General features: G+C 72.3%; 17 protein-coding genes. 13 read left to right on the forward strand and 4 right to left on the reverse strand.

Going from position 1 to position 21,209, the window contains the following annotated elements:
* The first annotated feature begins 64 nt into the window (after positions 1-64).
* The 4 genes from ABD466_RS34915 (at position 65) to ABD466_RS34930 (ending at position 5,215) form a co-directional block, all read left to right on the forward strand.
* The gene (locus ABD466_RS34915; RefSeq protein ID WP_344661518.1) at positions 65-2,623 is read left to right on the forward strand and encodes a class III lanthionine synthetase LanKC N-terminal domain-containing protein; all 2,559 of its coding nucleotides are present in this window, start codon (positions 65-67) and stop codon (positions 2,621-2,623) included.
* 23 nt (positions 2,624-2,646) lie between these two features.
* Entirely contained in the window at positions 2,647-3,105 is a 459-nt protein-coding gene (locus ABD466_RS34920; protein ID WP_344661519.1) for a T3SS (YopN, CesT) and YbjN peptide-binding chaperone 1, read from the forward strand.
* Positions 3,106-3,109: 4 nt separating this feature from the next.
* Positions 3,110-4,027: a S1C family serine protease gene (locus tag ABD466_RS34925; RefSeq protein WP_344661520.1), complete on the forward strand. Its 918-nt coding sequence runs from the start codon at positions 3,110-3,112 to the stop codon at positions 4,025-4,027.
* Positions 4,028-4,252: 225 nt separating this feature from the next.
* Entirely contained in the window at positions 4,253-5,215 is a 963-nt protein-coding gene (locus tag ABD466_RS34930) for a GNAT family N-acetyltransferase (protein WP_344661521.1), read from the forward strand.
* Positions 5,216-5,359: 144 nt separating this feature from the next.
* On the opposite strand, the gene ABD466_RS34935 is transcribed toward ABD466_RS34930, so the two are convergent.
* Positions 5,360-6,961, reverse strand: a complete 1,602-nt coding sequence (locus ABD466_RS34935; RefSeq protein ID WP_344661522.1) for an alkaline phosphatase family protein — start codon at positions 6,959-6,961, stop codon at positions 5,360-5,362.
* Positions 6,962-7,153: 192 nt separating this feature from the next.
* Here ABD466_RS34935 and ABD466_RS34940 point away from each other — a divergent pair, with 192 nt between their 5' ends.
* Positions 7,154-9,481: an ATP-binding protein gene (locus ABD466_RS34940; RefSeq protein WP_344661523.1), complete on the forward strand. Its 2,328-nt coding sequence runs from the start codon at positions 7,154-7,156 to the stop codon at positions 9,479-9,481.
* On the opposite strand, the gene ABD466_RS34945 is transcribed toward ABD466_RS34940, so the two are convergent.
* Positions 9,471-10,214 (reverse strand): Rieske (2Fe-2S) protein, encoded by a 744-nt coding sequence (locus ABD466_RS34945; RefSeq protein WP_344661524.1) that lies wholly within the window; start codon positions 10,212-10,214, stop codon positions 9,471-9,473. The genes ABD466_RS34940 and ABD466_RS34945 overlap by 11 nt on opposite strands.
* Positions 10,211-10,813, reverse strand: coding sequence for an RNA polymerase sigma factor (locus ABD466_RS34950; protein ID WP_344661525.1), 603 nt, complete (start codon positions 10,811-10,813; stop codon positions 10,211-10,213). Before ABD466_RS34950 ends, ABD466_RS34945 begins: the two co-directional genes overlap by 4 nt.
* A gap of 243 nt (positions 10,814-11,056) precedes the next feature.
* Between ABD466_RS34950 and ABD466_RS34955 the strand changes: the two genes are divergently transcribed.
* Genes ABD466_RS34955 through ABD466_RS34965 form a run of 3 tightly spaced genes read left to right on the forward strand, consistent with a single transcriptional unit; the run spans position 11,057 to position 12,959 of the window.
* Positions 11,057-11,557: a cupredoxin domain-containing protein gene (locus ABD466_RS34955; RefSeq protein WP_344661526.1), complete on the forward strand. Its 501-nt coding sequence runs from the start codon at positions 11,057-11,059 to the stop codon at positions 11,555-11,557.
* A 59-nt stretch (positions 11,558-11,616) separates the two neighbouring features.
* On the forward strand, positions 11,617-12,537 hold the full coding sequence (locus ABD466_RS34960; protein WP_344661537.1) for a metallophosphoesterase family protein: 921 nt from the start codon (positions 11,617-11,619) through the stop codon (positions 12,535-12,537).
* Positions 12,534-12,959, forward strand: a complete 426-nt coding sequence (locus ABD466_RS34965; protein ID WP_344661527.1) for a hypothetical protein — start codon at positions 12,534-12,536, stop codon at positions 12,957-12,959. Before ABD466_RS34960 ends, ABD466_RS34965 begins: the two co-directional genes overlap by 4 nt.
* 83 nt (positions 12,960-13,042) lie before the next feature.
* Here the strand turns inward: ABD466_RS34965 and ABD466_RS34970 are convergent, their stop codons facing one another.
* Positions 13,043-14,047: an NADP-dependent oxidoreductase gene (locus ABD466_RS34970; protein WP_344661528.1), complete on the reverse strand. Its 1,005-nt coding sequence runs from the start codon at positions 14,045-14,047 to the stop codon at positions 13,043-13,045.
* 141 nt (positions 14,048-14,188) lie between these two features.
* Between ABD466_RS34970 and ABD466_RS34975 the strand changes: the two genes are divergently transcribed.
* The 5 genes from ABD466_RS34975 to ABD466_RS34995 form a co-directional block, all read left to right on the forward strand.
* Positions 14,189-15,061 (forward strand): LysR family transcriptional regulator, encoded by an 873-nt coding sequence (locus ABD466_RS34975; protein ID WP_344661529.1) that lies wholly within the window; start codon positions 14,189-14,191, stop codon positions 15,059-15,061.
* A 325-nt stretch (positions 15,062-15,386) separates the two neighbouring features.
* Positions 15,387-16,154 carry a sensor domain-containing protein gene (locus tag ABD466_RS34980; protein ID WP_344661530.1) on the forward strand — a complete coding sequence of 256 codons (768 nt, stop codon included), beginning with the start codon at positions 15,387-15,389 and terminating at the stop codon, positions 16,152-16,154.
* 2 nt (positions 16,155-16,156) lie between these two features.
* Complete coding sequence (locus tag ABD466_RS34985; protein WP_344661531.1) at positions 16,157-18,727, forward strand: polymorphic toxin-type HINT domain-containing protein; 2,571 nt, start codon at positions 16,157-16,159, stop codon at positions 18,725-18,727.
* Positions 18,728-18,739: 12 nt separating this feature from the next.
* Positions 18,740-19,366, forward strand: coding sequence for a hypothetical protein (locus tag ABD466_RS34990; protein WP_344661532.1), 627 nt, complete (start codon positions 18,740-18,742; stop codon positions 19,364-19,366).
* A gap of 504 nt (positions 19,367-19,870) precedes the next feature.
* Positions 19,871-21,209: DUF1906 domain-containing protein (locus tag ABD466_RS34995; RefSeq protein WP_344661533.1), on the forward strand; the 1,339-nt coding region annotated here is incomplete at its 3' end.

Here is a 21,209-nt window from a genome sequence, read left to right on the forward strand (position 1 = left end):
CGGTATTTCCCAGTGTGACAGATGATTGAGTCCCGGCGTTCCGTACGGCAGAGAGGTGATCGGCATGGCTGGTGAAGAGATTCCGGAGCTGGTCGAGCGTCTCGTCCGAGGGAGCGCCGGGACGGTCTTCCGCACCGCGACCGACGCGACATGGCTGCGCGTCGCCCCCGAGGGGGCGCGGCTGCAGCAGCACGGTTGGAAGCTGCATGTCTCGTCGCGAGCGGCGACCCTTACGGATCTGATCGGTAAACTGGTGCCGGTGCTGCTCGCCGAGGGCTGCACGTTCAAACTGGCGAAGTCCGTGGCGGTGCTGGAACGGCTGAACGACGGCGTCCACAGCCCGGCGACCGTCGGCAAGGCCTTCACCATCTACCCCGCCGCCGACCAGGTCCGCGACCTCGGCGTCCGCCTGGCCGAGCTGCTCGCCGGGCACGAGGGCCCGCGGGTGCTCAGCGACCGGCGCGTCCGGCCCGGATCGCCGGTCTACTACCGCTACGGGCCCTTCACCAAGCCCTGGACCACCGACGCCTACGGCCGTCTGATCGCCAACATCCCGGGGCCCGGGGGCGAGGAGTTCGGCGCCCTGGCCACGTTGCGCTACCGCCAGCCCGATTGGGTCGTCGACCCGTTCACCGGCGAGCGGGGCGGCGCCGCGAACGCCGCGACCGGCGGCCCGAAGGTGATCGGCGGCCACTACGAGATCGTGGCGGGCGTCTACGAATCCGGCCGCGGCGACACCTACCGCGCCGTGGACCGCCGGGACGGCCGCCGGGTCGTCGTCAAGCAGGCGCGGGCGCTCGTCGACGAGCACGGCGCGGGCGACGTGCGGATGCGGCTGCGCAACGAGCGGCGGGTGCTCCAGGCGCTGGACGGCGTCGACGGCGTCGCCGGGTTCGTCGACCACTTCCGCTACGGAGCCGACGAGTATCTGGTCACCGAGGACGCGGGGCCCGCGAACCTCGACGACGACGTGATGCTCGGCGGACGGTACGGGCTCGAGGCCGGCGCCGACCGGAGTCTGGCGGGCCTGGGCGGACGGCTCGCGCGGATCCTGCACGCCGTGCACGCCCGCGGCGTCGTCGCCCGCGACCTGAGCCCGAAGAACGTGATCGTCGACGGCGACCGCGTCACACTCGTCGACTTCGGGCTGTCCTGGTACGACGGCCTCCACCTGCCCGGTGCCACCATCGGCTACTCCCCGGCCCGGCAGTTGCGCGGCGAGGACCCGCGCCCGGCCGACGACTTCGCCGCTCTGGGCATGACCCTGATGTTCGCGGCCTACGGCCTGGCCCCCGTGTCGGTGGGCGAGGACTGGGAGGCGCCGCGGGAACGGGCCCTGCAGACCATCCGCCGGGACTTCGGCGACGCGCCGACCGGGATGATCGGGGTGATCGCCGATCTGCTGGACGCGGACGAGGACACGGTGCTGCGGGCCGCCCGGCGGTTGGCGTCCGGTCAGGACCACGCGGCCGTCCCGCGCGTGTCGGCCGCACCGCTTCCGCGACAGCCGGAGGTCACCGACACCCTGGCCGCCGAGATCGCCGACAACCTGCTCGGAGACCTGCTCGACCAGTCCCGTCGCGTGCTGAAGTCCTCGTCCGGCCAGTCGGTCGCGCACGACGCCGGCGTCTACTCCGGCGCGGCGGGGATCGGGCTGGAGCTGCTCGAACACCTGGACGCGCCGGGCGTCGCGGACGTTCTCGCCGAACTCGTGCCGTTCACGGTGCGCGCCGTGGACTCGGTGGACCTGTCGCCGGGCTTGATGGTCGGGCGGACCGGTGTCGACGTGTTCCTCGCGCGAGCGGCCGCCGAGGGGTTCCGCGACCCGGCTTATCAGGGGGCGTTCATCCCCGCCGCCGACTGGGCCCCGACCCTCGACGACCTGATCGTCGGCGCGTCGGGCGTCGCGATGGGGCACCTGCTGCTGGAGGAGTTCGAACCGGGTCGCGGTCACCTGGACGCCGTCCGCCGCGGCGCCGGGTTCGTCCTCGGCGCGCCGCTGCCGAACGCGGAGTCGGTGCCGACGAACCTGCCGGCGACCGCCGGCGTGGACCCCTCCGTGGGCCGCGCCCACGGGCTCGCGGGAACCGTCGAGATGCTCCACATCGTCGGCGGCCGGCTCGCGGACCCGGCGCTGCTGACCGCGGCCGAGGAACGGACCGCGGTCCTGCGGACCCGCGCCGAGGAGATGATCCCGCGAGCCCTCACGCGCTTCGCCGCCCCGTTGGCCGTGTCGTGGTGCCAAGGGCTGGCCGGTGTCGCGCAGACCCTCTTCATGGTCGGCGCGCGGGAAGAGGCCCACCGAGTCGCCGACGCCTGCCTGGAGTCCCTGCCCCGCGTCAGCGTCGCGACCCAGTGCTGCGGCGGAGCGGGCATCGGCAACATGCTGATCGACCTCGGCCGCTGGGACGACGCCCGGGCCGTCGCGGTCCACATGCTGCTGCGCTCCGAGGGCCCGGCCCGGCATCCGGTGTTCGTGAAGGACGAACCGGAGAACAACAGCGCCTCGTGGGCGTTCGGCGTGGCGGGCGTGCTCGGCTTCTTCCGCCGCCTGGCCCGCGGCGGCGGCCACAGCGGCCTGCCGGTGCCGGAGGCGGCGTTGAGTATGCGTACCCCCGGCTGACAGGGGTCTCGTAGAGTCTGCGCATGGCGAACGTAGAGATGATCCGCGCCTTCGTGGCGCGGGTCCTGGAGGACGGCGGCCTGGTGGACGGCCGCGCCGAGCCGGACTCGGACGGCGACTTCCAGGTACGGCAGGGCAGCGCCCTGTATTGGGTCTCCTCCGGTCAGGCCGGGGACGACTCGGGGCTGGTGCAGGTGTTCGGCGTGGTGCTGGAGGACGTGCCGCTGTCGAGGAAGCTGCTCACGGCGGTCAACGAGATCAACCGCGACTACCTGTGGATCCGCTGCTTCTGGCACGAGGGCCGGCTGGTCGTGGCCCGCGACCTCGCCGCCGACACGCTCACCGCGGAGGCGCTGGTCGGGGCCTGCGCGCAGATCGGTCGGATCTCCGACGAACAGGACGACAAGTTCAAGGAGCTGATAGGCGCCGGGCACACCTTCTTCGAGGGCGACCCCGACGACGAAGACTCCGTGGAGGTCTGAGGCGATGACCGCCGTATCCGCGATGGCCGCGTTCAGCGGCGGCCTGGCCGACCTGATCGAGCGGGTGATGCCGAGCGTCGTCGCCATCCGCGGCGAGAAGGGCGCGGGCACCTGGACCGCCGGCTCCGGCTTCGTCCTGGACGACGCCTGCCACGTCGTGACCAACAACCACGTCGTGGACCAGGAGGACGGGTTCACCTGGACCGCCGCCATCCACGGCTACCCGACGCAGCCGATCAGGATCCTGGGCCGGGACCCGCTCACCGACCTGGCCGTGGTCGAGCTGTCCGAGCCCCACGAGACCCGCCTGGTGCTGCGCGAGAAGCCGGTCCGGCTCGGGGAGTTCGTGCTCGCGATGGGCAACCCGCTCGGCGACTACCCGGAGTCGGTGTCGGTCGGGATCGTCAGCGGCCTGTCCCGCCAGCTGCAGTCGCCGCAGCACGCCCGCCCCCTGCAGCGCCTCATCCAGACCGACGCCGCGGTGAACCCCGGCAACTCCGGCGGCCCGCTGGTCGACCTGGACGGCGAGGTGGTCGGCGTCAACACCATGATCCGCGACGACGCCCAGGGCATGGCGTTCGCGGTGCCGGCGGCCACCGTGGCGCGCATCGTCCCGCAGCTGATCGCCGACGGCCGCGTCACCCGCGCCGCGCTCGGGATCGCGGTGCACGCGCGGGACGTCGAGGTGGACGGCCGCACGGCCAAGCGCGAGATCGTGACGAAGGTGGGAGCCCAGGACAGCCCGTTCCTCCCCGGCGACGTCGTCCTGAGCCTGGCCGGGCAGGAGATCGACGGTCACGCCGCGCTGTTCGACCTGCTCGACGCCGCGTTGATCGGCAAGCCGACGCCGGTCGAGGTGCAGCGGGAGGGCCGGCGGGTGACGTTCGACGTGGTGCCGGCCCGGCTGGGGGAGCGGACGTAGCGACCGGCCGGCGCCTCGGCCCGGTCACACGGTGACCGCGTCCCCGACCGGCAGGATGGTCAGCGGGACCGCGACGCCGAACCGGCCGCCGGCCGCGACCCGGGTGACCTGGCCGCGCCGTGCGCTCCAGCGGCGGAGGCCGCGGCCGTGGTCACCGCGGCCGATGCGGCGGGTGCCGGCTCAGGCCCTGGACCTCGTCGACCGGATCGGCGAGGCTATGGCGTCATGATCCGTTCGTTCCAGGTCGGCGACGGCCCGCGGCTGGCCGCGGCGTGGACGGCTGCCGCGCCGGCCGATCCGATGACATACCGGCGATTCCGGGACCTGTTCCTGCTCGACCGCAACTTCGATCCCGCCGGGTTGCAGGTCGCGGTGGTCGACGGGGAAGTGGCCGGGGCGGCTTACGCCGTGCGGCGGCTGATCGCGGCGCAGGGGGATGACCTGCAGCCCGCGTCCGGGTGGATCCCGTTCTTCTTCGTCCGGCCGGGGTTCCGGGGGCGCGGGCTGGGCCGTGAGCTGGTAGCCGCGGCGATGGAGTGGCTCCGGGCGCTGGGACGGTCCGAGGTGTTCTTCTCGTCGTATACGCCGAACTACTTCTTGCCGGGACTTGACGTTGCCCGCTATCCCCACGCGCTGCGGCTGCTGACCGGGCTGGGGTTCGCGAAGCAGTACGACGCGGTCGCGATGGACCGCAGCCTGGTCGGCTACGCGGTGCCGGCCGAGGTGCGCGAGCGGATCGAGGCACTGGAGGGCGGGGGATACCGGTTCGGCACGCCGGCCGACGACGAGCTGACCACGCTGATCTCGATCGCGGGCGCCGACTTCAACCCGGACTGGGCGCGGGCGATCCGGGAGGCCGTGGTGGCCGGGATGCCGCTGGACCGCATCGTGGTGGCGCGCGAACCCGGCGGCGCGATGCTGGGGTGGGCGATGCACGGGACGTACGAGGGCGTGATCGACCGGTTCGGGCCCTTCGGCGTCCTGCCGGCCGCGCGGGGGACAGGGCTCGGGAAAGTGCTGCTGCACCTGACGCTGGAACGGATGGCCGGGTCGGGTGCGCACGGCGCGTGGTTCCTGTGGACGGGCGAGAAGTCGGCGGCGGGCGAGCTGTATCTGAAGACGGACTTCGAGATCACCCGGAGGTTCACCGTCCTGCGGGCACCGCTGCCGGCCGGGGCAGATCGGTGACGAGCGCGACCGGCGGACTCGCCGTCGTCGGCCTGGAGGCGGCGACGGTCCCCGGCAAGCCCGAGGACGTCCGCCGGCACGCCGGGTTCCGGCGGCCGCCCGCGCGGTGACGCGGGCGGCCGCCGGAGGTGAATCGGCGATGAATCAGCTCACTGTCACATCGTCATACGTCGTGTCGGTGGCGTCGCCTGGGTTGTTCTCATCGTGCGAGATCAGCGTGAGCGTGTAGGAGTGGCCGGCGGTGATGCTCTTGGTCACCTGCTTCCATCCGGCGCCCACGGTGCAGGTCTTGGCCAGGACCGTGCTGGTGGTCCCGGTGGTGTTGTCCTTGAGCTTGGCCGTGGCCCAGTCGTACTGGACGTCGTCCGGGCAGTTCAGGTTGTACCAGAACGACACCTTGCTCGACCCGGCCGGCGCGGTGAAGGTCTGGGCGACCTTGGAGTCGCCGTTGGTGGGCTTGGACGATCCCAGCAGCACCGCGTGGGTGCCGGAGTGGACCGGCGAGCCGACGACGGCTGTCGTCCCGGAGCGGGTCCAGCCGGTGAAGTCGCCGGTCTCGAAGCCGCCGTTGACGATCGCCGAGCCGCCTCCGGTGGGAGCGATCGTCCACGAGAAGGTCGCGGACCCGCTGGCGTCGGTCGTGTCGGTCGCGGTCACCGTGACGCTGAAGGTGCCGGCGGCCGAGGGCGTGCCGGAGATCGAACCGGTCGCCGCGTCGATCGCCAGGCCGGTCGGAAGTCCCGTCGCCGCGTAGGTGAGGGTCTGACCCGCGGCCGAGTCGGTGGCGGAGATCTGGAGTGAAGCGGCGGTACCGACGGTGCCGCTCTGTGCGCCCGGGTTGGTCACGGTGACGGAGTTCTGGTTCCCCGTGGTGAAGGCGTCGGTGATCGGCGTGGCCGAGGCGCTGGCGCCGGCGTAGGAGAGCCCGTAGAAGTCCTCGAGCGTGCGCAGCACGTTGTAGTGGTTGATGTGCTCGCTGTAGGCGCCGCTCTTGACGTTGGCGCCGACCATGACCGTCGCGATCCGGTTGTTCCCGCCGCTGTCCTCGTCCTCGTCCCAGGTGAGGATCAGCTCGCTGTTGTGAGTCTTGGCCCACTGCGCGTAGGCGTCCATGTGGTTCTTCAACCACGTGTCGCCCTGCTGAACCGTTCCGTCGTGCATGTCGTCGTCCAGGTTGGGCACGACGATCGAGACCGGGGGCAGCGTGCTGAAGTCCGTGGGGAACGAGCTGAACGTGAGGTTGTCGGCGGCCGGGACGTTGCTGAACATGACCCACGGGTTGTGCTTGCGCGCGTAGGTCCCGGAGTCGCAGCCGGTGTACCCGTTCGACGGCATCGACTCGGAGTACCCCTTGAACCCCAGCCCCGCCGCGATCAGCTCAGAGCCCAGATTCGCCCCCGAGAAGTTGTTCGGGCAGCTGTCGTCGGTGACGCCCTGCGTCGACCCGGAGAAGAACGCCAGGTAGTTCGGCTCGCTGGGGTGCGTCTCGGCGAACGACTGGGTGAACGAGGCGCCCTGGGAGGCGAGCCCGTTGATGTAGGGGGCTGATGAGCTCCCGATGATCTCGGAGTAACCGTGGTTCTCCTCGATGACCACGACGACGTGGTCCGGGCGGGGGAGTCCCGCCGCGGACGGCGTGGCGGCGGGTGCGGCCGACGCGGCGGGGGCCGATCTCCCCGGCGCGGCGAACAGCAACGCCGACAGCAGGGCCAGGCAGAGGGCGGGGCGGATGGTGGCAGCGGACACGGCGGCTCCCGAAAACGGTTCGTCGATGTCGCGGCCGGGTCAGAGAGGTTCACGCTGAGCGCGTCACGTCTGCCGAGTCTCGGCAGGACGCCGCGCCAAGCCGCCTTGATGCTACGTTCGCGCAGGGTGGCGACACCCGTCAAGAACTTATAAGGAAGCTTTACTAGAACTGAGTTCTGGAGTTCCACCGCCATGGATGTGAACGCGGCGCCCGACCCCGGCGAAGCGCGCGACCTGCCGGAGTTCATCAGTGCCCTGGTCCGCTTGCGGCTCTGGGCCGGCGGACCGTCCTACCGGACCCTGGCCAAGCGGGTCGGGCCGCTCATGCGGCCGCCGCAGGTTCTGCCGCACACCACCATCGGGGACGTGTTCCAGGACCGGCGCCGCTGGCTCGACATCGACCTCGTGACCGGCGTCGTGCGCGCGCTGGGGCTGAGCGAGGCGGACGTCGCGCGCTGGCGGGCCGCGTGCGTCCGCGTCCACGCCGAGGCCAAGAGCGGTCCGGCGGCCGGCGTCCTGCGGCAGCTGCCCGCCGGGGTCGCCACGTTCACCGGCCGGGAGCGCGAGCTGGCCGGTCTGACGGCCGCGGTCGACGCCGCCCGGCGCACCGGGACCACCGTCGTGATCTCCGCGATCGAGGGCATGGGCGGCGTCGGCAAGACCCAGCTGGCGCTGCACGCCGTCGGCCGGCTCGCCGACGAGGGACGGTTCCGGGACGCGCAGCTCTACGTGAACCTGCACAGCTTCGATCCCGAACGGCCGCCCGCCGATCCGGCCCAGGTGCTGGACGGGCTGCTGCGGGCGCTCCAGGTGCCGGCGCGGCAGATCCCGGCCGGGCTCGACGAGCGGGCGGCGATGTTCCGCGACCGGCTGCACGGCCGGGACGCCGTGCTGATCCTCGACGACGCGGCCGGGGCCGAGCAGATCAGGGACCTGATTCCAGCGTCGCCGTCCTGTGCCGTGGTGGTCACCAGCCGGCGCTCGCTGGCCGAGCTCGACGGCGCGCGGCTGTTCGCCCTGGACGTCTTCAGCCGCGAGGAGGCGCTGGAGCTGCTCGTCAAGGTGGTCGGACGGGAACGGATCGCCGCCGAGCCGGAGGCGGCCGACGAGATCCTCGCGGCCGTCGGCGGGCTGCCGCTGGCGGTGGCGCTGATCGCGGCCCGGCTGCGGGCCCGTCCGGCCTGGGGCCTCGCGGAAGCGGCCGGCGTGCTGCGCGCGCGGGGGCTGGACGCGATCCGCGCGGGCGACCGGTCGCTGCGTTCGGTGCTGGACCTGTCCTTCCACGGCCTGTCCGACGGTGCCCGGGCCGCGCTGGGGGCGATCGGCGTCCATCCGGGGGCCGACTACACGGCCCCGGCGATCGCGGCGGTGACCGGCGGCGGCGTCGCCCAGGCCGAGGAGGCGCTGGAGGAGCTGGTCCTGGCGAGCCTGGCCCGGGAGCGGGTCTCGGACCGGTTCGAGGTGCACGACCTCGTCCGCGCCTACGCCTCCGAAGTCGTGGCGGACGGCGCGTCCTTCGACCGCGCGGGCGCCCTCGCGCGCCTGTCCCGGTGGTTCCTGCTCGCCGCGCGCAGCGCCGCGTCGGCCATGGACACCCCCGCCCTGCCCGACCTCGCCGATCCCGACCCCGGCGACCTGGCACCGCCGGTCTTCGACTCCTACGACGCCGCCATGGCCTGGTTCGACGCCGAGCGGGAGAACCTCGTCGCCGTCCACCGGGCGGCCGCGTCGGCGGACCTCTACGAGGTGGTCTGGCAGCTGCCCATCGCGACCGGGCAGTACCGCAAGGTGCGCTTCCGCATGGCGGAGCACCTGGAGGCCAACCAGCTGGCCTTGGACGCCGCCCGTTCGCGCGGCGACAAGTCCGTGCTCGGCTGGCACCTGCTGCTGGCGGCCGGTCCGCTCCAGTACCTGGACCGGCGCGAGGAATCAGGGGCCTGCATCGACGAGGCGCTGGCCATCTATCGCGACCTGCGGGACGCCCGGTGCGAGGGCTGGGCGCTGCTGGAGAAGGGCGTCCTCGACAACCTCCGCGGCCGCCACCACGAAGCGATCAGCGCCCTGGAGCGCAGCCTGGTCCTGAACGAGTCCTTCGGCGACCGCCGCCGCGTGATGATCTGCGGCGTGAACCTGGGCGTCGCCCACGCCCACCTCGGCGACCCGAAGGCCGCGCTGCGCTTCTTCGAGCCGGCGCTGGCCGAGGCGCGGGCGAACGACGAACGCCGCGCGGTCTGCATCCTGCTCGGCGACATCGGCGAGATGCGGTTGGCGCTGGGCGAGATCGAGCTGGCGCGGTCCAGCTACAGCGAGCAGGCCGAGCGGACCGCCGCGCTCGGGAACCGCTACGACCACGCGGTCGCGCTGGTCGGGCTCGGCGACACGCTCAAGGCCGAGGGGCGCTTCGACGAGGCCCGCGAGCTGTGGAAGCAGGCGTACGAGGAGTCCGTCGAGATCGGCAGCCTGCGCGTCGACGCGATCCGGCAGCGGATCCAGGCGCTCGGGGATCCGCTCAGCTCCTAGCCGGCCCCGTCTGGTTCTCGCCGGCGGCGGGCTCCGACCCCGGCGCCGGCCCGTAGACCTGCACCTGACCGCCCTCGATCCGCACCGGCAGCCGGGGCAGCGCGGGCAGCGGACGGCTTCCGTGCGGCCGCGTCAGCGGAGCCCCGGCCAGGGTGAACGTGGCGCCGTGGCAGGGGCAGGCGAGCTGTTCGCGCGGCGTGTCGACACGGAGCCGGCAGCCCTGGTGCGTGCAGACCCCTGATACAGCCTGCAGACGGCCCGACACCCGCCGCACGAAACCGGTGACGGCACCGAGGTCGAACGGCAGCACCGCCCCCTCGGGGAGGTCGGCGTCCCGGGCGACGGTCTGCCAGCCGCCGACGTCCGGCGTCAGGTCGCCCTCGGCGTCGACGGGGCCGGCCGGTGACCCGGAGCCGGTGACCGCACGGTCCACGGCGACAACTGCCGCCACGCCGGTCGCGGTCAGGGCGGTGGCGGCGAGGAAGCGGCGGCGACCGCGCGGACGGTAGGCCGCCGGCGGCGCGGGGGCCGGCTGCGGCGTGTCCTCCTGCTCGGAGAGGCGCCGGCGCAGCTCCTCGACGAACGCCTCGCGCGGACGTTGCGCGTCGGGTACCGCGGCGGCCAGGTCGATGGCGGCGCGGGCGACGGCGATGTCGTCCTCGGTGGGCGCGAAGGGCTTGGGGCGGCGCCGGCGCAGCAGGCTGTCCACGTAGCGGTCGATCGGGCGCTTCACGACGCATCCCCTTCCTTGTCGAGTCCAGCGGCGCGCCTCAGGGCGCGGTGTTGCAGGACTTTGGCGTTGGACACCGTCACCCCGAGTTCGGCGGCCGCGGCCTTGATCGAGTATCCCCGGAGGAAGCGGAGGGTCAGGATGGCGCGGTGCCGCTCCGGGAGACCGGACAGGATCGTTCCGATCTGCTCGGCCGTCGGCCCGGACCGCTCGTCCGAGCCCGGTCCGGTGAAGTCTTCCAGGTCGACGGCGTCGACGTCGATCACGGTGACCTGGTGGCCCAGCGTCGAGCGCCAGTGGGTGGCGAGCACCGTGCGCGCCGTCGCCAGCAGATAGGAGCGCACCTCGCCGACGCTGGCGGTCGTGCGCAGCGGTCCGAGAGCGGTCAGGAACACCTGGGACGTCAGGTCCTCGGCGTCGTGGCGGTTGCCGACTTTGGAGTACATGAGGCGGTAGATGCGTCCGACGTTGTCGGAGTAGATCGCCTCCCAGTTCGGGTACACGGCGCTGGGCAGGGTGCGGGGCTGGCCGGGCCGGCCGACCGGGCCGGCGGGTCCGGGCAGCCCGGGCGGGCCGGACGGCTCCGGCGACGCGGCGGTCATGCCGTATCCCAGAGCTCTGACAAGACGTGCCAAACGCCCACTGCTCACACCCCATCGTAGAGGGCCGTCGGTGATCGGATCCCTGCACAGACAGATAGGGACCCGGGTTACACGCCACCGCTGTAACCCCCGCGGCTATTCCTCTTCGGGGCGCCGGCCGGTGCGCCCGCATCCCGCACCGGCCGGCGGTCATCACGCGCCCCCGGTCGAGATCGAGCACAGGAAACCAGGAGTCGAATTCTTATGAACCCCAGAGTTCTCGGGCCGGTGGTGCTGGCCGCCGTCCTGCTGGCGAGCGCCTGCGGCAGCGGGTCGTCCCATCCCGCCGCATCCTCCTCCACCGGCATCCAGCCGGGCGGCGGGCAGACGCTGGCCGGGGCGCCGGGGGCGACCGGCACCGGACCGGTGACGACCGGCGCCTCGTCGATGCCGGGGATGACCATGGCGACGACGTCCGGCACCGGCGCCGCGCCGGCCGCACCGGTGGCCGGGAACGCCGTGGCGATCACCGGCTTCGCGTTCTCCCCGGCCGCGCTGACGGTGAAGGCCGGCACCACGGTGACGTGGACCAACAAGGACGCCGACGCGCACACCGTGACCAGTCAGGGCTCGGGCGGGCCGCTGCAGTCGAAGGCATTGGGCACCGGCGAGACGTTCTCGTACACGTTCACCACTCCCGGTACCTACTCCTATCTGTGCACGATCCACCCGTTCATGACCGCGACCGTGACGGTGACGCCGTGACCGACGACGCCACGCTCGACCTCTCCGGGACTCCCGAGGACGCGCCCGGCCCCGACGGCATGACCCGCCGCCAGCTCCTGCGCCACGCCGGCTGGTTCGGGTCGGCCGTGGTCCTCACCGTCACCGGCGGCGAGGTGATCAGCCATGTCGCCCACGACAAGGACAGCGCGGCCGCCGCCGCCACGGCCGCGGACGCCGGCGCCCTGCGCTTCGTGCAGATCTCCGACAGCCACATCGGCTTCACCGGACCGGCCAACACGGACGTCACCGCGTCGTTCACCGACGCCATCGGCCAGGTCAACGCCCTGGGGTTCCGGCCGCAGTTCGTCATGCACACCGGCGATCTGACCCACACGTCCACCCCCGCGCAGTTCGACCAGGTCAAGCAGATGCTGGGCGGCATCCGGACCGACCGGACGTTCACCGTCCCCGGCGAGCACGACTCGGTCGGCGACTCCGGTCGCGCCTACCGCCAGACGTTCGGCGCCGCCACCAGCGGCGACGGCTGGTACTCCTTCGACACCCACGGCGTGCACTTCATCGCGCTGGTCAACACCCTGAGCCTGGAGAAGCTCGGCCATCTCGGCCCCGACCAGATCGAGTTCGTCCGCAAGGACGTCGCCGGCCTGCGCTCGGACACCCCCATCGTGGTCTTCAGCCACATCCCGCTGTTCGCCATGTATCCGGAGTGGGGCTGGAGCACCGACGACTCCCTGCAGGTCCTGAACCTCCTCCAGCGCTTCGGCTCGGTGACCTGCCTCAACGGCCACGTCCACCAGTTGTTCAGCAAGACCGAGGGCAACGTCACCTTCCACTCCGCCACGACCACCGCCTATCCGCTCCCGGCTCCCGGCCGGGCCCCGGCGCCGACCCCGCAGGTCCTGCCGGCCGGGCACCTCAAGGAAGCCCTCGGCATCCGGACCGTGACCTACAAGACGGGCACCTCGGCATTGGCCGTCACCGACCAGAGGCTGGCATGAACCGCAGAACCCTGATCGAGGCCGCCCTGCGCGTCGCGATCGCCGCCACCCTGGCGGTCAGCGCCTCCATCCACGCGCAGCTCTATGTGACCGGCTATCGCTTCATCCACGTCATCGGCGTCATGTTCATCTTCCAGGCCAGCGTCTCCTTCGCGCTGGCGGCGCTGGTCCTGCTCGGGGGCCCGGCCCTGCTGCGGCTCGTCGCCGCGGGCGCGGCCGCCGGGGCGCTGGCCGGCTTCGCCGGATCGCGCACGATCGGCGTGTTCGGGTTCACGGAACACGGCTGGGAGCCCTCGCCGCAGTCCTCGATCAGCGTGCTGGCCGAGATCGCGACGTTGATGCTGGTGGCACCGACGCTGTTCGGCATGGGCAAGGCCGTCTGGGCGCGGGCCCGCGCCCGCGCCCGGACCAGGCGGACCTGAAGCGCGTTCCGGTCGGCCGGCCCCGCTCGGTCAAGCCGCTGACTCAGCCCCCGCCCGGCCGGCCGGCGTCGTGCGGGCGGGTCTCAGGATCCCGCCCGCACGAGCATCTTCCCCGTGTTCTCCCCGGCCAGCAGGCCCAGGAACGCGTCCACGATGTTCTCGAACCCGTCGACCACCGTCTCGTCGACCCGCACCGCGCCCGAGCGCAGGTGCGGCGTGATGAAGTCCTCGAACTCCGGGCGCACGTCCCCGTGGTCCCTGACCAGGAAGCCCTCCAGCCGGATCCGCTTGCCCACCACGTCGAACAGGTTGCGGGGGGCCGCGGGCGGGGTCCGGAGGGAGTCGTACTGCGCGATCGCCCCGCACCAGGCGATCCGGCCGAACTCGCGGAGGCCGTCGATCGCCGCTTCGAGATGGTCGCCGCCGACGTTGTCGAAGTACACGTCGACGCCGTCGGGTGCGGCCTCGGCGAGCTTCTTCGAGAGGTCGCCGCCGTGGTAGTCGAAAGCGGCGTCGAAGCCGAGCTCCTGGACCAGGCGGTCCACCTTCGCCGCCGAGCCCGCGCTGCCGACGATGCGGCGCGCGCCCAGTACGCGGGCGATCTGCCCGACCGCGCTGCCGACCGCCCCGGCCGCCGCCGACACGAACAGGTCCTCGCCGGGCTGGAGTTTGGCGACGCGGGTCAGGCCGACGTACGCGGTCAGGCCCGTGCCGCCGAGGATGCCCAGGTACGCGCTCAGCGGGACGCCGTCGGCCGGCTCCACGATCCGGCGGGTGTCCCGGGGGCCCAGGATCGCGTGGGTGCTCCAACCATGGCGGTGAAAGACGATCGCGCCGACCGGCAGGCTCGGCTCCCGCGACGCGACGACCCGGCCGAGAGTCCGGCCCTCCATGCCGAAGCCCTCCTGCCAGTCCTCGAACTCCAGCGCCTCGCGCATGTACGGGTCGACGGACAGCAACAGGTTCTCCACCAGGACCTGACCGTCCTGGAGTCCCGGGATCGTCCCGGTGACGAAGGCGAAGTCGTCCCGGGCCGGCCGGCCCTCGGGACGGCGCACGGGGTGGACGGCGGTATAAGTGGCGGCCATGGTCGCGGCTCCGAATTCTGCGCTGGAAGGATCTTGCCGCCACGACAGTAGGGCCGGCCGGAGGGCCTCCGGCAGACGCCGGCTTCGATGGAAACGCCGCTTCCATGAAAGCTGCTCATGGAAGCCGGGTAGACTGCGATCATGGCCGGCACCGAGCTCACACCGCAGGACCTCCGGCTCCTGCTCGCCGTCGCGGAGACCGGCAGCTTCACCGCGGCCGCCGAGAAGCTCGGCCTGACCCAGTCGGCAGTCTCGCACGCCGTGGGCTCCGCCGAGCGCCGGATCGGCGTCGTGCTCTTCGACCGCGGCCGCCGCGGCGCGCGCCCGACAGCGGCCGGGGAACGCGCCGTGGTCCACGCCCGGCAGATCCTGCGCCAGTACGAGGTGCTGGTGACGGAGTCGCGCGACGCGGCGGCCGGGACGGTGACCGGCACAGTGCGCATCGCCGCCTTCCGCAGCGCCGCGGCGTACCTTCTGCCGCCCGCCCTCGAGAACCTCGCCGCCCGCTTCCCCGGTGTGGTGCCGAAGGTGCTGATCGTGCCGGAGCTCGGCCGGGGGACGGCCGGTGAAGTCGCCGACGGCCGGGCCGACGTGGGGATCGCCACGCTCGCCGAGGACGAGGAGCCCCTGCCCGGGCTCTCCGCCGTGGAGCTGCTGCGCGAGCAGTACTTCCTGGTGCGCCCCAAGGGCCGGACCGACGTCACCAGCCTCCCGCTCATCGACTGGGCCGAGAACTGCTCCTCCTACACCCGCGCCTGGTGGACCTGCCAGGACTGGCTGCCCGCCACCCGGATCGACGTCGCCGACGACGGCGTGGTGCTCTCGATGGTCGCCAAGGGCATCGGCTTCGCGGTGCTGCCGGAGCTGACGCTGACCGACCCGCATCCCGGCGTCGACGTGGTCCCTCTGGACGGCGAGCCGCCGACCCGGCGGCTGGTCCTGATCACGACGCCGGCCACGGCCCGGAGCCGGGCGGTGCGGGAGCTGGTCCGCAACCTCCGAGAATTCCGGTGATCGATCCCGACTCTGCATCCTGAGTCGGGATCCGTGGGTGAAGGGTGCGCCGTCGGTAGACCCCGACGATGCCGTTGGCCTGTCTGTCGCCAGATCTCCCCGATGAGTTTCCCGAGTATCGTCCTGCTCCCTTCGATGCGGACCCTCTCCCCGCTCGGTCTGCGGGATTCCATGTACATCGCTGTTCATTGACAGTAGGCTGAGTTACTCAGCATCGGGGGATGAGGGGGCGGGCATGTCACGCGAATCCTCGGCGAACCAGCCGACGCAGCAGCTTCAGGTCATCGGACGGTCGAACGCACCTTCCCAGCCCCAGGAGCCATCGGTGCCGACCGGGCCGATCGGGCCGACCGGACCCGCGGGGCCCACGGCGCCCACGGGATTCGCGGCACCGAGCGAACCGGCCGCGGGCCGCCGGCGGACGGTCGTCGCGCTGGGCGTGGTGCTGGTCCTGCTCGTGGCCGCCGGCGGTGCGACGTGGGCGTTCTGGCCGAAGGACGAGAAGGCCCCGGCCGCCGCCAACCCCCGCCACATCGTGCCCGGCACCCTCCAGGCCGCCGTGCTGACGCCGGACGAGGCCAGCCGCGTCCTCGGGACCACGGTCGTCGCGGGGCTCGTGGTCGACCAGCCGCCGGCCGCGCTGGCCGTCGACCCGGCCTCGTGCGCGGTGGCCGCCGGACCCGCGACGGCGTCGGGCTATCCGCAGGGCTGGACCGTCTTCCTGGCCACCACATATCAGGATTCCGCCGGCGTCGGCGACTACAGCCTCACCCAGACCGTCGGCGTCTACGGGGCCGCGGACCAGGCCGCGGGCGTGTTCGGCAAGCTCGGCGACGGGTTGAAGGGCTGCCAGTCCGCGACCCGGACCGACGCGAACAAGAACTCTGTGAAGTGGAACTACTCGGTCGACAACGCGACCGCCGACACGATCGCCTGGACGGCCTCGCAGGACTCCGGCGGGGGCTGGGCCTGCTACCGCCAGGCTCGGCTCAAGGGCAAGGACATCGTCCAGGTGGCCATCTGCGAGGGCGGTGACGGCAAGGCGGGCGTCGCGGCCGTCGCCGATCAGCTCACCGCCCGGGTGGGCGGTTGACCGTGACCAGGACGGCGGACAAGCGCGGCGGAGTGCTGCGCCGTTCAGTCGCGGTCCTGGCCGCCGCGGCGCTGACCATGACGGTGGCCGCCGGCCCGGCCCGGGCTGCGACCGGTGCGGCCCACCCCGGAGTCACCGGCGGCACCGGTGCCGCGCCATCGCTCGCGCAGGCCTCCGCGACACCCCACGCGGCGCACCACCTCAGCGGCCCGACCCCGAGCCCGGCCCCGCCGATGCCGGCGCCGCTCGACACCTCCGGCCCCGCCCAGGTCCAGGCGGCGGCCCAGCAGTACCAGGCCGACGTCCAGAAGGACCAGCAGAAGGCTGACGCGCTCCAGAACGAGAAGGGAACGCTGGAACAGCGCGCGGGGGACATCCAGACGCGGGAGGACTCGCTGGCCTCCCAGGCCGCGGACCTCAAGGCGCAGGCCGACGCCCTCAAATCCCAGGCCGACGCGCTGAACGACGCCATCGCCGCGCACAATGCCGAGCCCCACACCTTCACCCTCCCGGACGAGGAAGCGGCGTACGCCGCCTACAACGCCGAGAAGGAACGGCTGGACGCGCAGAAGGCCGACCTCCAGAGCAAGAGCACCGCGCTCAACGGCAAGGCCACCAAGCTGCAGGGCGACCAGGAGAAGGCGGACGCGGACCAGACGCAGCTCGAGGCGGACGTCCAGAAGCACAACGACGCCGTCAGCGCCCTGGAAAACGACATCTCGCAGCTCGAGGACGAACGCCAGCAGGTGCTCGCCAAGATCGCCGACCTGCTGGAGAACCTGGAGGAGGCGCAGAGCGGCGAGACGGCCGCCCCGGGCGGGGACGAGGACCAGCCGCAGGCGCTGACCGCGCCGCCGGCGCAGACCCAGGCCGCGCCGACCGGCGGCGACACGCCGGCCCCGTCAGCGCCCTCCTACGAGCCGGTCGGCACCCCGCAGACGTCCCCCTCGGGAGGTGCGGCGCCCGGACCGGCCGGTGCCGCCGCCCCGCCGCCCGTGCTCCCGGCACCGGTGACCGCGACGCTGGACCCCGAGACGGTGTCCGGGCTGCCGGCCTCCAAGGCCGCCGACCTGAACCCGCGCCAGGGTTTCAACGGCCTGATCCCCGAGGCGAACGGCGACTACGCCGCCGCCCAGGTGCAGCCGCCTCCGGGAGCGTCGCTGACGCCCGGCCAGAAGGCGTTCGCCGACGCCGTCAACAACGGCGGCAAGGCCACGGCCCGCGTCGGCGGCGGCAAGGTCACCATCGACCACGTCGTCCCGGTCGCCCAGGCCCCCGCCGCCGACCAGGGTGGCGACATCCCGCGCCCGACGCGCGCCGCCCCGCCCAAGGCGAGCACGCCGAACTGGCTCCCGCCCTCCGCACCCGCCACCGCGAACGCTCCACCGGTCAGCATCAGCGACCTGCCCTCGCTGCTCGACCAGCACGGCTTCGGCGACCAGGCGAAGGACTTCGACCTCGAGTACGCACCGGTCATCACCGACGCCCAGGGTGCTCCCGCCTACGGCTCCGCCCCGACCGACGCCCTCGGCAACCCGGTCCGCGGCCCGACCGGGAAGCCCGTCATCCAGTTCTCGGATCTGGGCCTGCAGAACCCCGGCAAGGCACTCGACACCTTCTACCGGCAGGCGGTCGACGAGGAACTCGCAGCGGGCGCGGGCGCCGGGCCGTGCCCCGAGCACAGCTTCGCGGGGGCCACCAAGGTCCTGATGGCGGACGGATCCGCCAAGGCGATCCAGGACGTCCGGGCCGGCGACCTCATCGAGAACGCCACGCCCGGCGGCGGCACCGAGACCCACCGCGTGGAGCGGGTCCACGTCACCACCACCGACACCGACTTCGTCGACGTGGTCGTGGGCGGCGCCGGCACTCACGGCGGCACCGTCACCGGAACGGCCGACCACCCCTACTACGACCACACCGCCGGAGCCTTCGTCGACGCCGGGCGCCTGCCCGCGGGCGACCGGCTCCAGACCGGCGCGGACACGACGGCGACGGTCGAAGCCGTTCACCCGCACGGCGGACCCCTGGTCACCTACGACCTCACCGTCGAGGGCCTCCACACCTACTTCGTCATCGCCGGCGACACCCCGGTCCTGGTCCACAACTGCGGCGATCCCGAAGCCGTCGCGGCCCTCACCAAGGCCCGCGTCGACGAACTGCACGACAAACTGGCCCAGGGCGCCCGCGGCCGCCGCTCCACGGCGATCATCCAGGCCCGCGACCAGAACGGGAAGACGGTCAGCGTCGTCGGCTGGAGCGGCGACCGCACCCTCGACCGCCGCATCCGCGACGCCCTCGGCCCCGACGAGATCCCCGCCGACCGCATGGCCGGCGACGCCGAGGCCACAGCCCTCGACTACATCAAACGCCAAGGCTGGACCCCGATCGCCGGCGCGGCCAACCGGCCCGTCTGCCCCTGGTGTCAGAACGCGTTGTTCGACGACTTCAGTGCTAGCATCGGCCCGGCCCGCATGGTCGGACCATGGTCTGCGACCCGGATCGGCAACAGCATGAGAACCGCGCCGGACGGCACCCAGCTGATGGGCCGATCACAGTTCGTATGGGATTAGGAGACGGGTGGCATGTTCGACGACGACCTCGTCCAAGATCTCGTCGACCAGGCCACCCCCTACCAGCGGGCGCTCGCCGCGACGCTGTGCCTGAACCGGGCGAGTGCCTTGGCGGAGGACGAGCGGGCCGACGCCGCCGGGGTGCCGGGCTTGCGCCGGCTCATCGACGACTCCAAGGGTTTCTGCCGGGCGCGTGCTCTCGGAAGCGCGGCGAGCGTCGGTGCCGCTCCCTTCGAAGCGGAGGCGCTCGGGGTCAGGTTCCGCGAGATCCTCGGTCCCGACGACGCGCCGTATGACGAACCCGATGGTCTCGCGGCCTGGTTCGTCGACGTGCTCTCGATCGCGGACTACGTCGTACGGACGTGGAACGAGCCGGAGGAGAGCGGGTCGAGATGCTTCGACGTTCTCGTGGCCGGCTACTCCCTGGCTGGCATATTGGAGGACGATCCCGAGCCGCCGAGCCCTCAGCCGTTCGGGGATCTCGAAGCCGCCCGGCAGCTCGCGGACCTGAGGGCCGTGGCCGGTGTGCCGGAACCGATCGGCTCCGATGATCTCGACGCGCTGATCGCCGAATCCGCTGTTCTGCGCGAGGGGTATGTCAGCCGGTTCCAGGAAGTGTCTCCGCCACCTGCGCCGTGACGTGCCGGACGCGCTCAGGCGAAGCCGTGGCCTGCCCGAGTCGGTGACCGATCTGCCGGGCCAGTTCCTGGGAATCCGCCAAGAGACGGACCGCGCCCTCGGGGTCGCCCGTCCTGCGGAGTAGGTCTCCGAGTCCGCCGAGCACGTGGGTCTGGCAGATCGGGAGACCGAGCAGGCGGCTCGCCGCTGGACCGCATCGTCGGTGGCTGGTACCTGCGGCGGGATTGGCAGCAAGGTGCCACGCATCTTCGTGCCGCAGACTCTCCCTTCCGCCGCAGGCCGGAGCTTGGAAGAGTTCTTCTTGCCGGCCCGGGACGCCATCGGGGAGGCGCACCGGGCCGGCGTCGCCGGACCGAAGACGATCACCGACACGAGTGCCGATCGGGGATACCGCCATGCCGGAGAACGCCCAGCTGGCGCACTGACCGCGAAGCTCCTGGCTTTCCCCCAGCCAGGGGCTTCGCGCTTCCCGGCATCACCTTTCCGCCGCAAGGAGTAAGAACCATGATTCAACGCAGTAGACGCGCAGCGGCTCTGGTCGCTCTCTGCGCCGCCCTCTCCACGACCGCCGTCGCCGGCGGGGCCTCGGCGATGGCGGAGAGCCCGTCGCAGAGCGCTACGCAGACTGTCAGCTACCTGGGCCACCAGTTCACCGTCCCGGCGAGGTGGCCGGTCGTGGACCTCGGCAAGGCGCCTTCCACGTGTGTCCGCTTCGATCAGCATGCTGTCTATCTGGGGACGCCGGGCGGTCGGCAGGACTGTCCCGCGCGGGTCCTCGGACGGACCGAGGCGTTGGTGATCCAGCCCGCGGCCGCGTCCGCAGCGGCCCCGCGGACCACGGAAGACCGCGCGGCCCAAGAACTCGTCGCCACCGGGAACGGCTTCCAGGTCACCGCCACCTACCGTGCCGATCGCGCTCTGGCTCAGTCGATCCTCGCCGGTGCCGCGTTGCCGCCGCCGACTTCGGGCAGCGCCGCGCCCCCGCGTGCGAGTGCGCTGGTCTCCGCCGACTCCGTCGTGGCGGGCAGCACCAACTTCACCGGCCAGGGCTTCGACGCCTGCGCCGCGCCGGACTCGAGTTCCATGAGCGCGTGGAAGAGCTCGTCTCCGTTCTCCGCGGTCGGCATCTACATCGGCGGCACCAACCGCGGGTGCTCGCAGCCGAACCTCACCGCTGCCTGGGTCTCCCAGCAGGCCGCGGCCGGATGGCGGTTCCTGCCGATATACGTCGGACTCCAGGGCCCGGGCAACGGCTGCGGGTGCGCGACCCTCACCTCGGCCAGTCAGGGCACCGCCGCAGCGGACGACGCGATCAACGAGGTCACCGCCCTGGGCTTTCCCGCCGGGATCGAGATCACCTATGACATGGAGGCCTACTCCACCAGCGGCGGCGACAGCTCGCTGGTCGTCGGCTTCGAAGCGGCCTGGGCCGCCGAGCTCCACGCGCGCGGCTACAAGGCCGGCGTCTACGGCAGCATGTCCAGCACCATCGGCGACCTGGTCAAGAACTACACCTCGGCCACGATGCCGGACATCATCGACTTCGCCAGCATCCCCGGCAGCGGCGGCAGCACGGTCTCCGATCCGGCGATCCCCAGCGGTGACTGGGCCGATCATCAGCGCATCCATCAGTACACGGTCGGCCACACCGAGACCTGGGGCGGCGTCGCCATCGGCATCGACAGTGACTACTTCGACGTCCAGCTCAGCTCCGCCACCACGCCGCCCGGCTATACGCCGAATGCTGACAGCGGATGGTCGGTGTACGACTCCAACACCGACAAGACGACGGTGTTCGGGATGGGTTCCGGCGGGCATCTGGGGTTCAGCCAGGGTGCGGGCA

The sequence above is a fragment of the Catenulispora subtropica genome (genome assembly GCF_039531675.1).
GTDB classification, from domain to species: Bacteria; Actinomycetota; Actinomycetes; order Streptomycetales; family Catenulisporaceae; genus Catenulispora; species Catenulispora subtropica.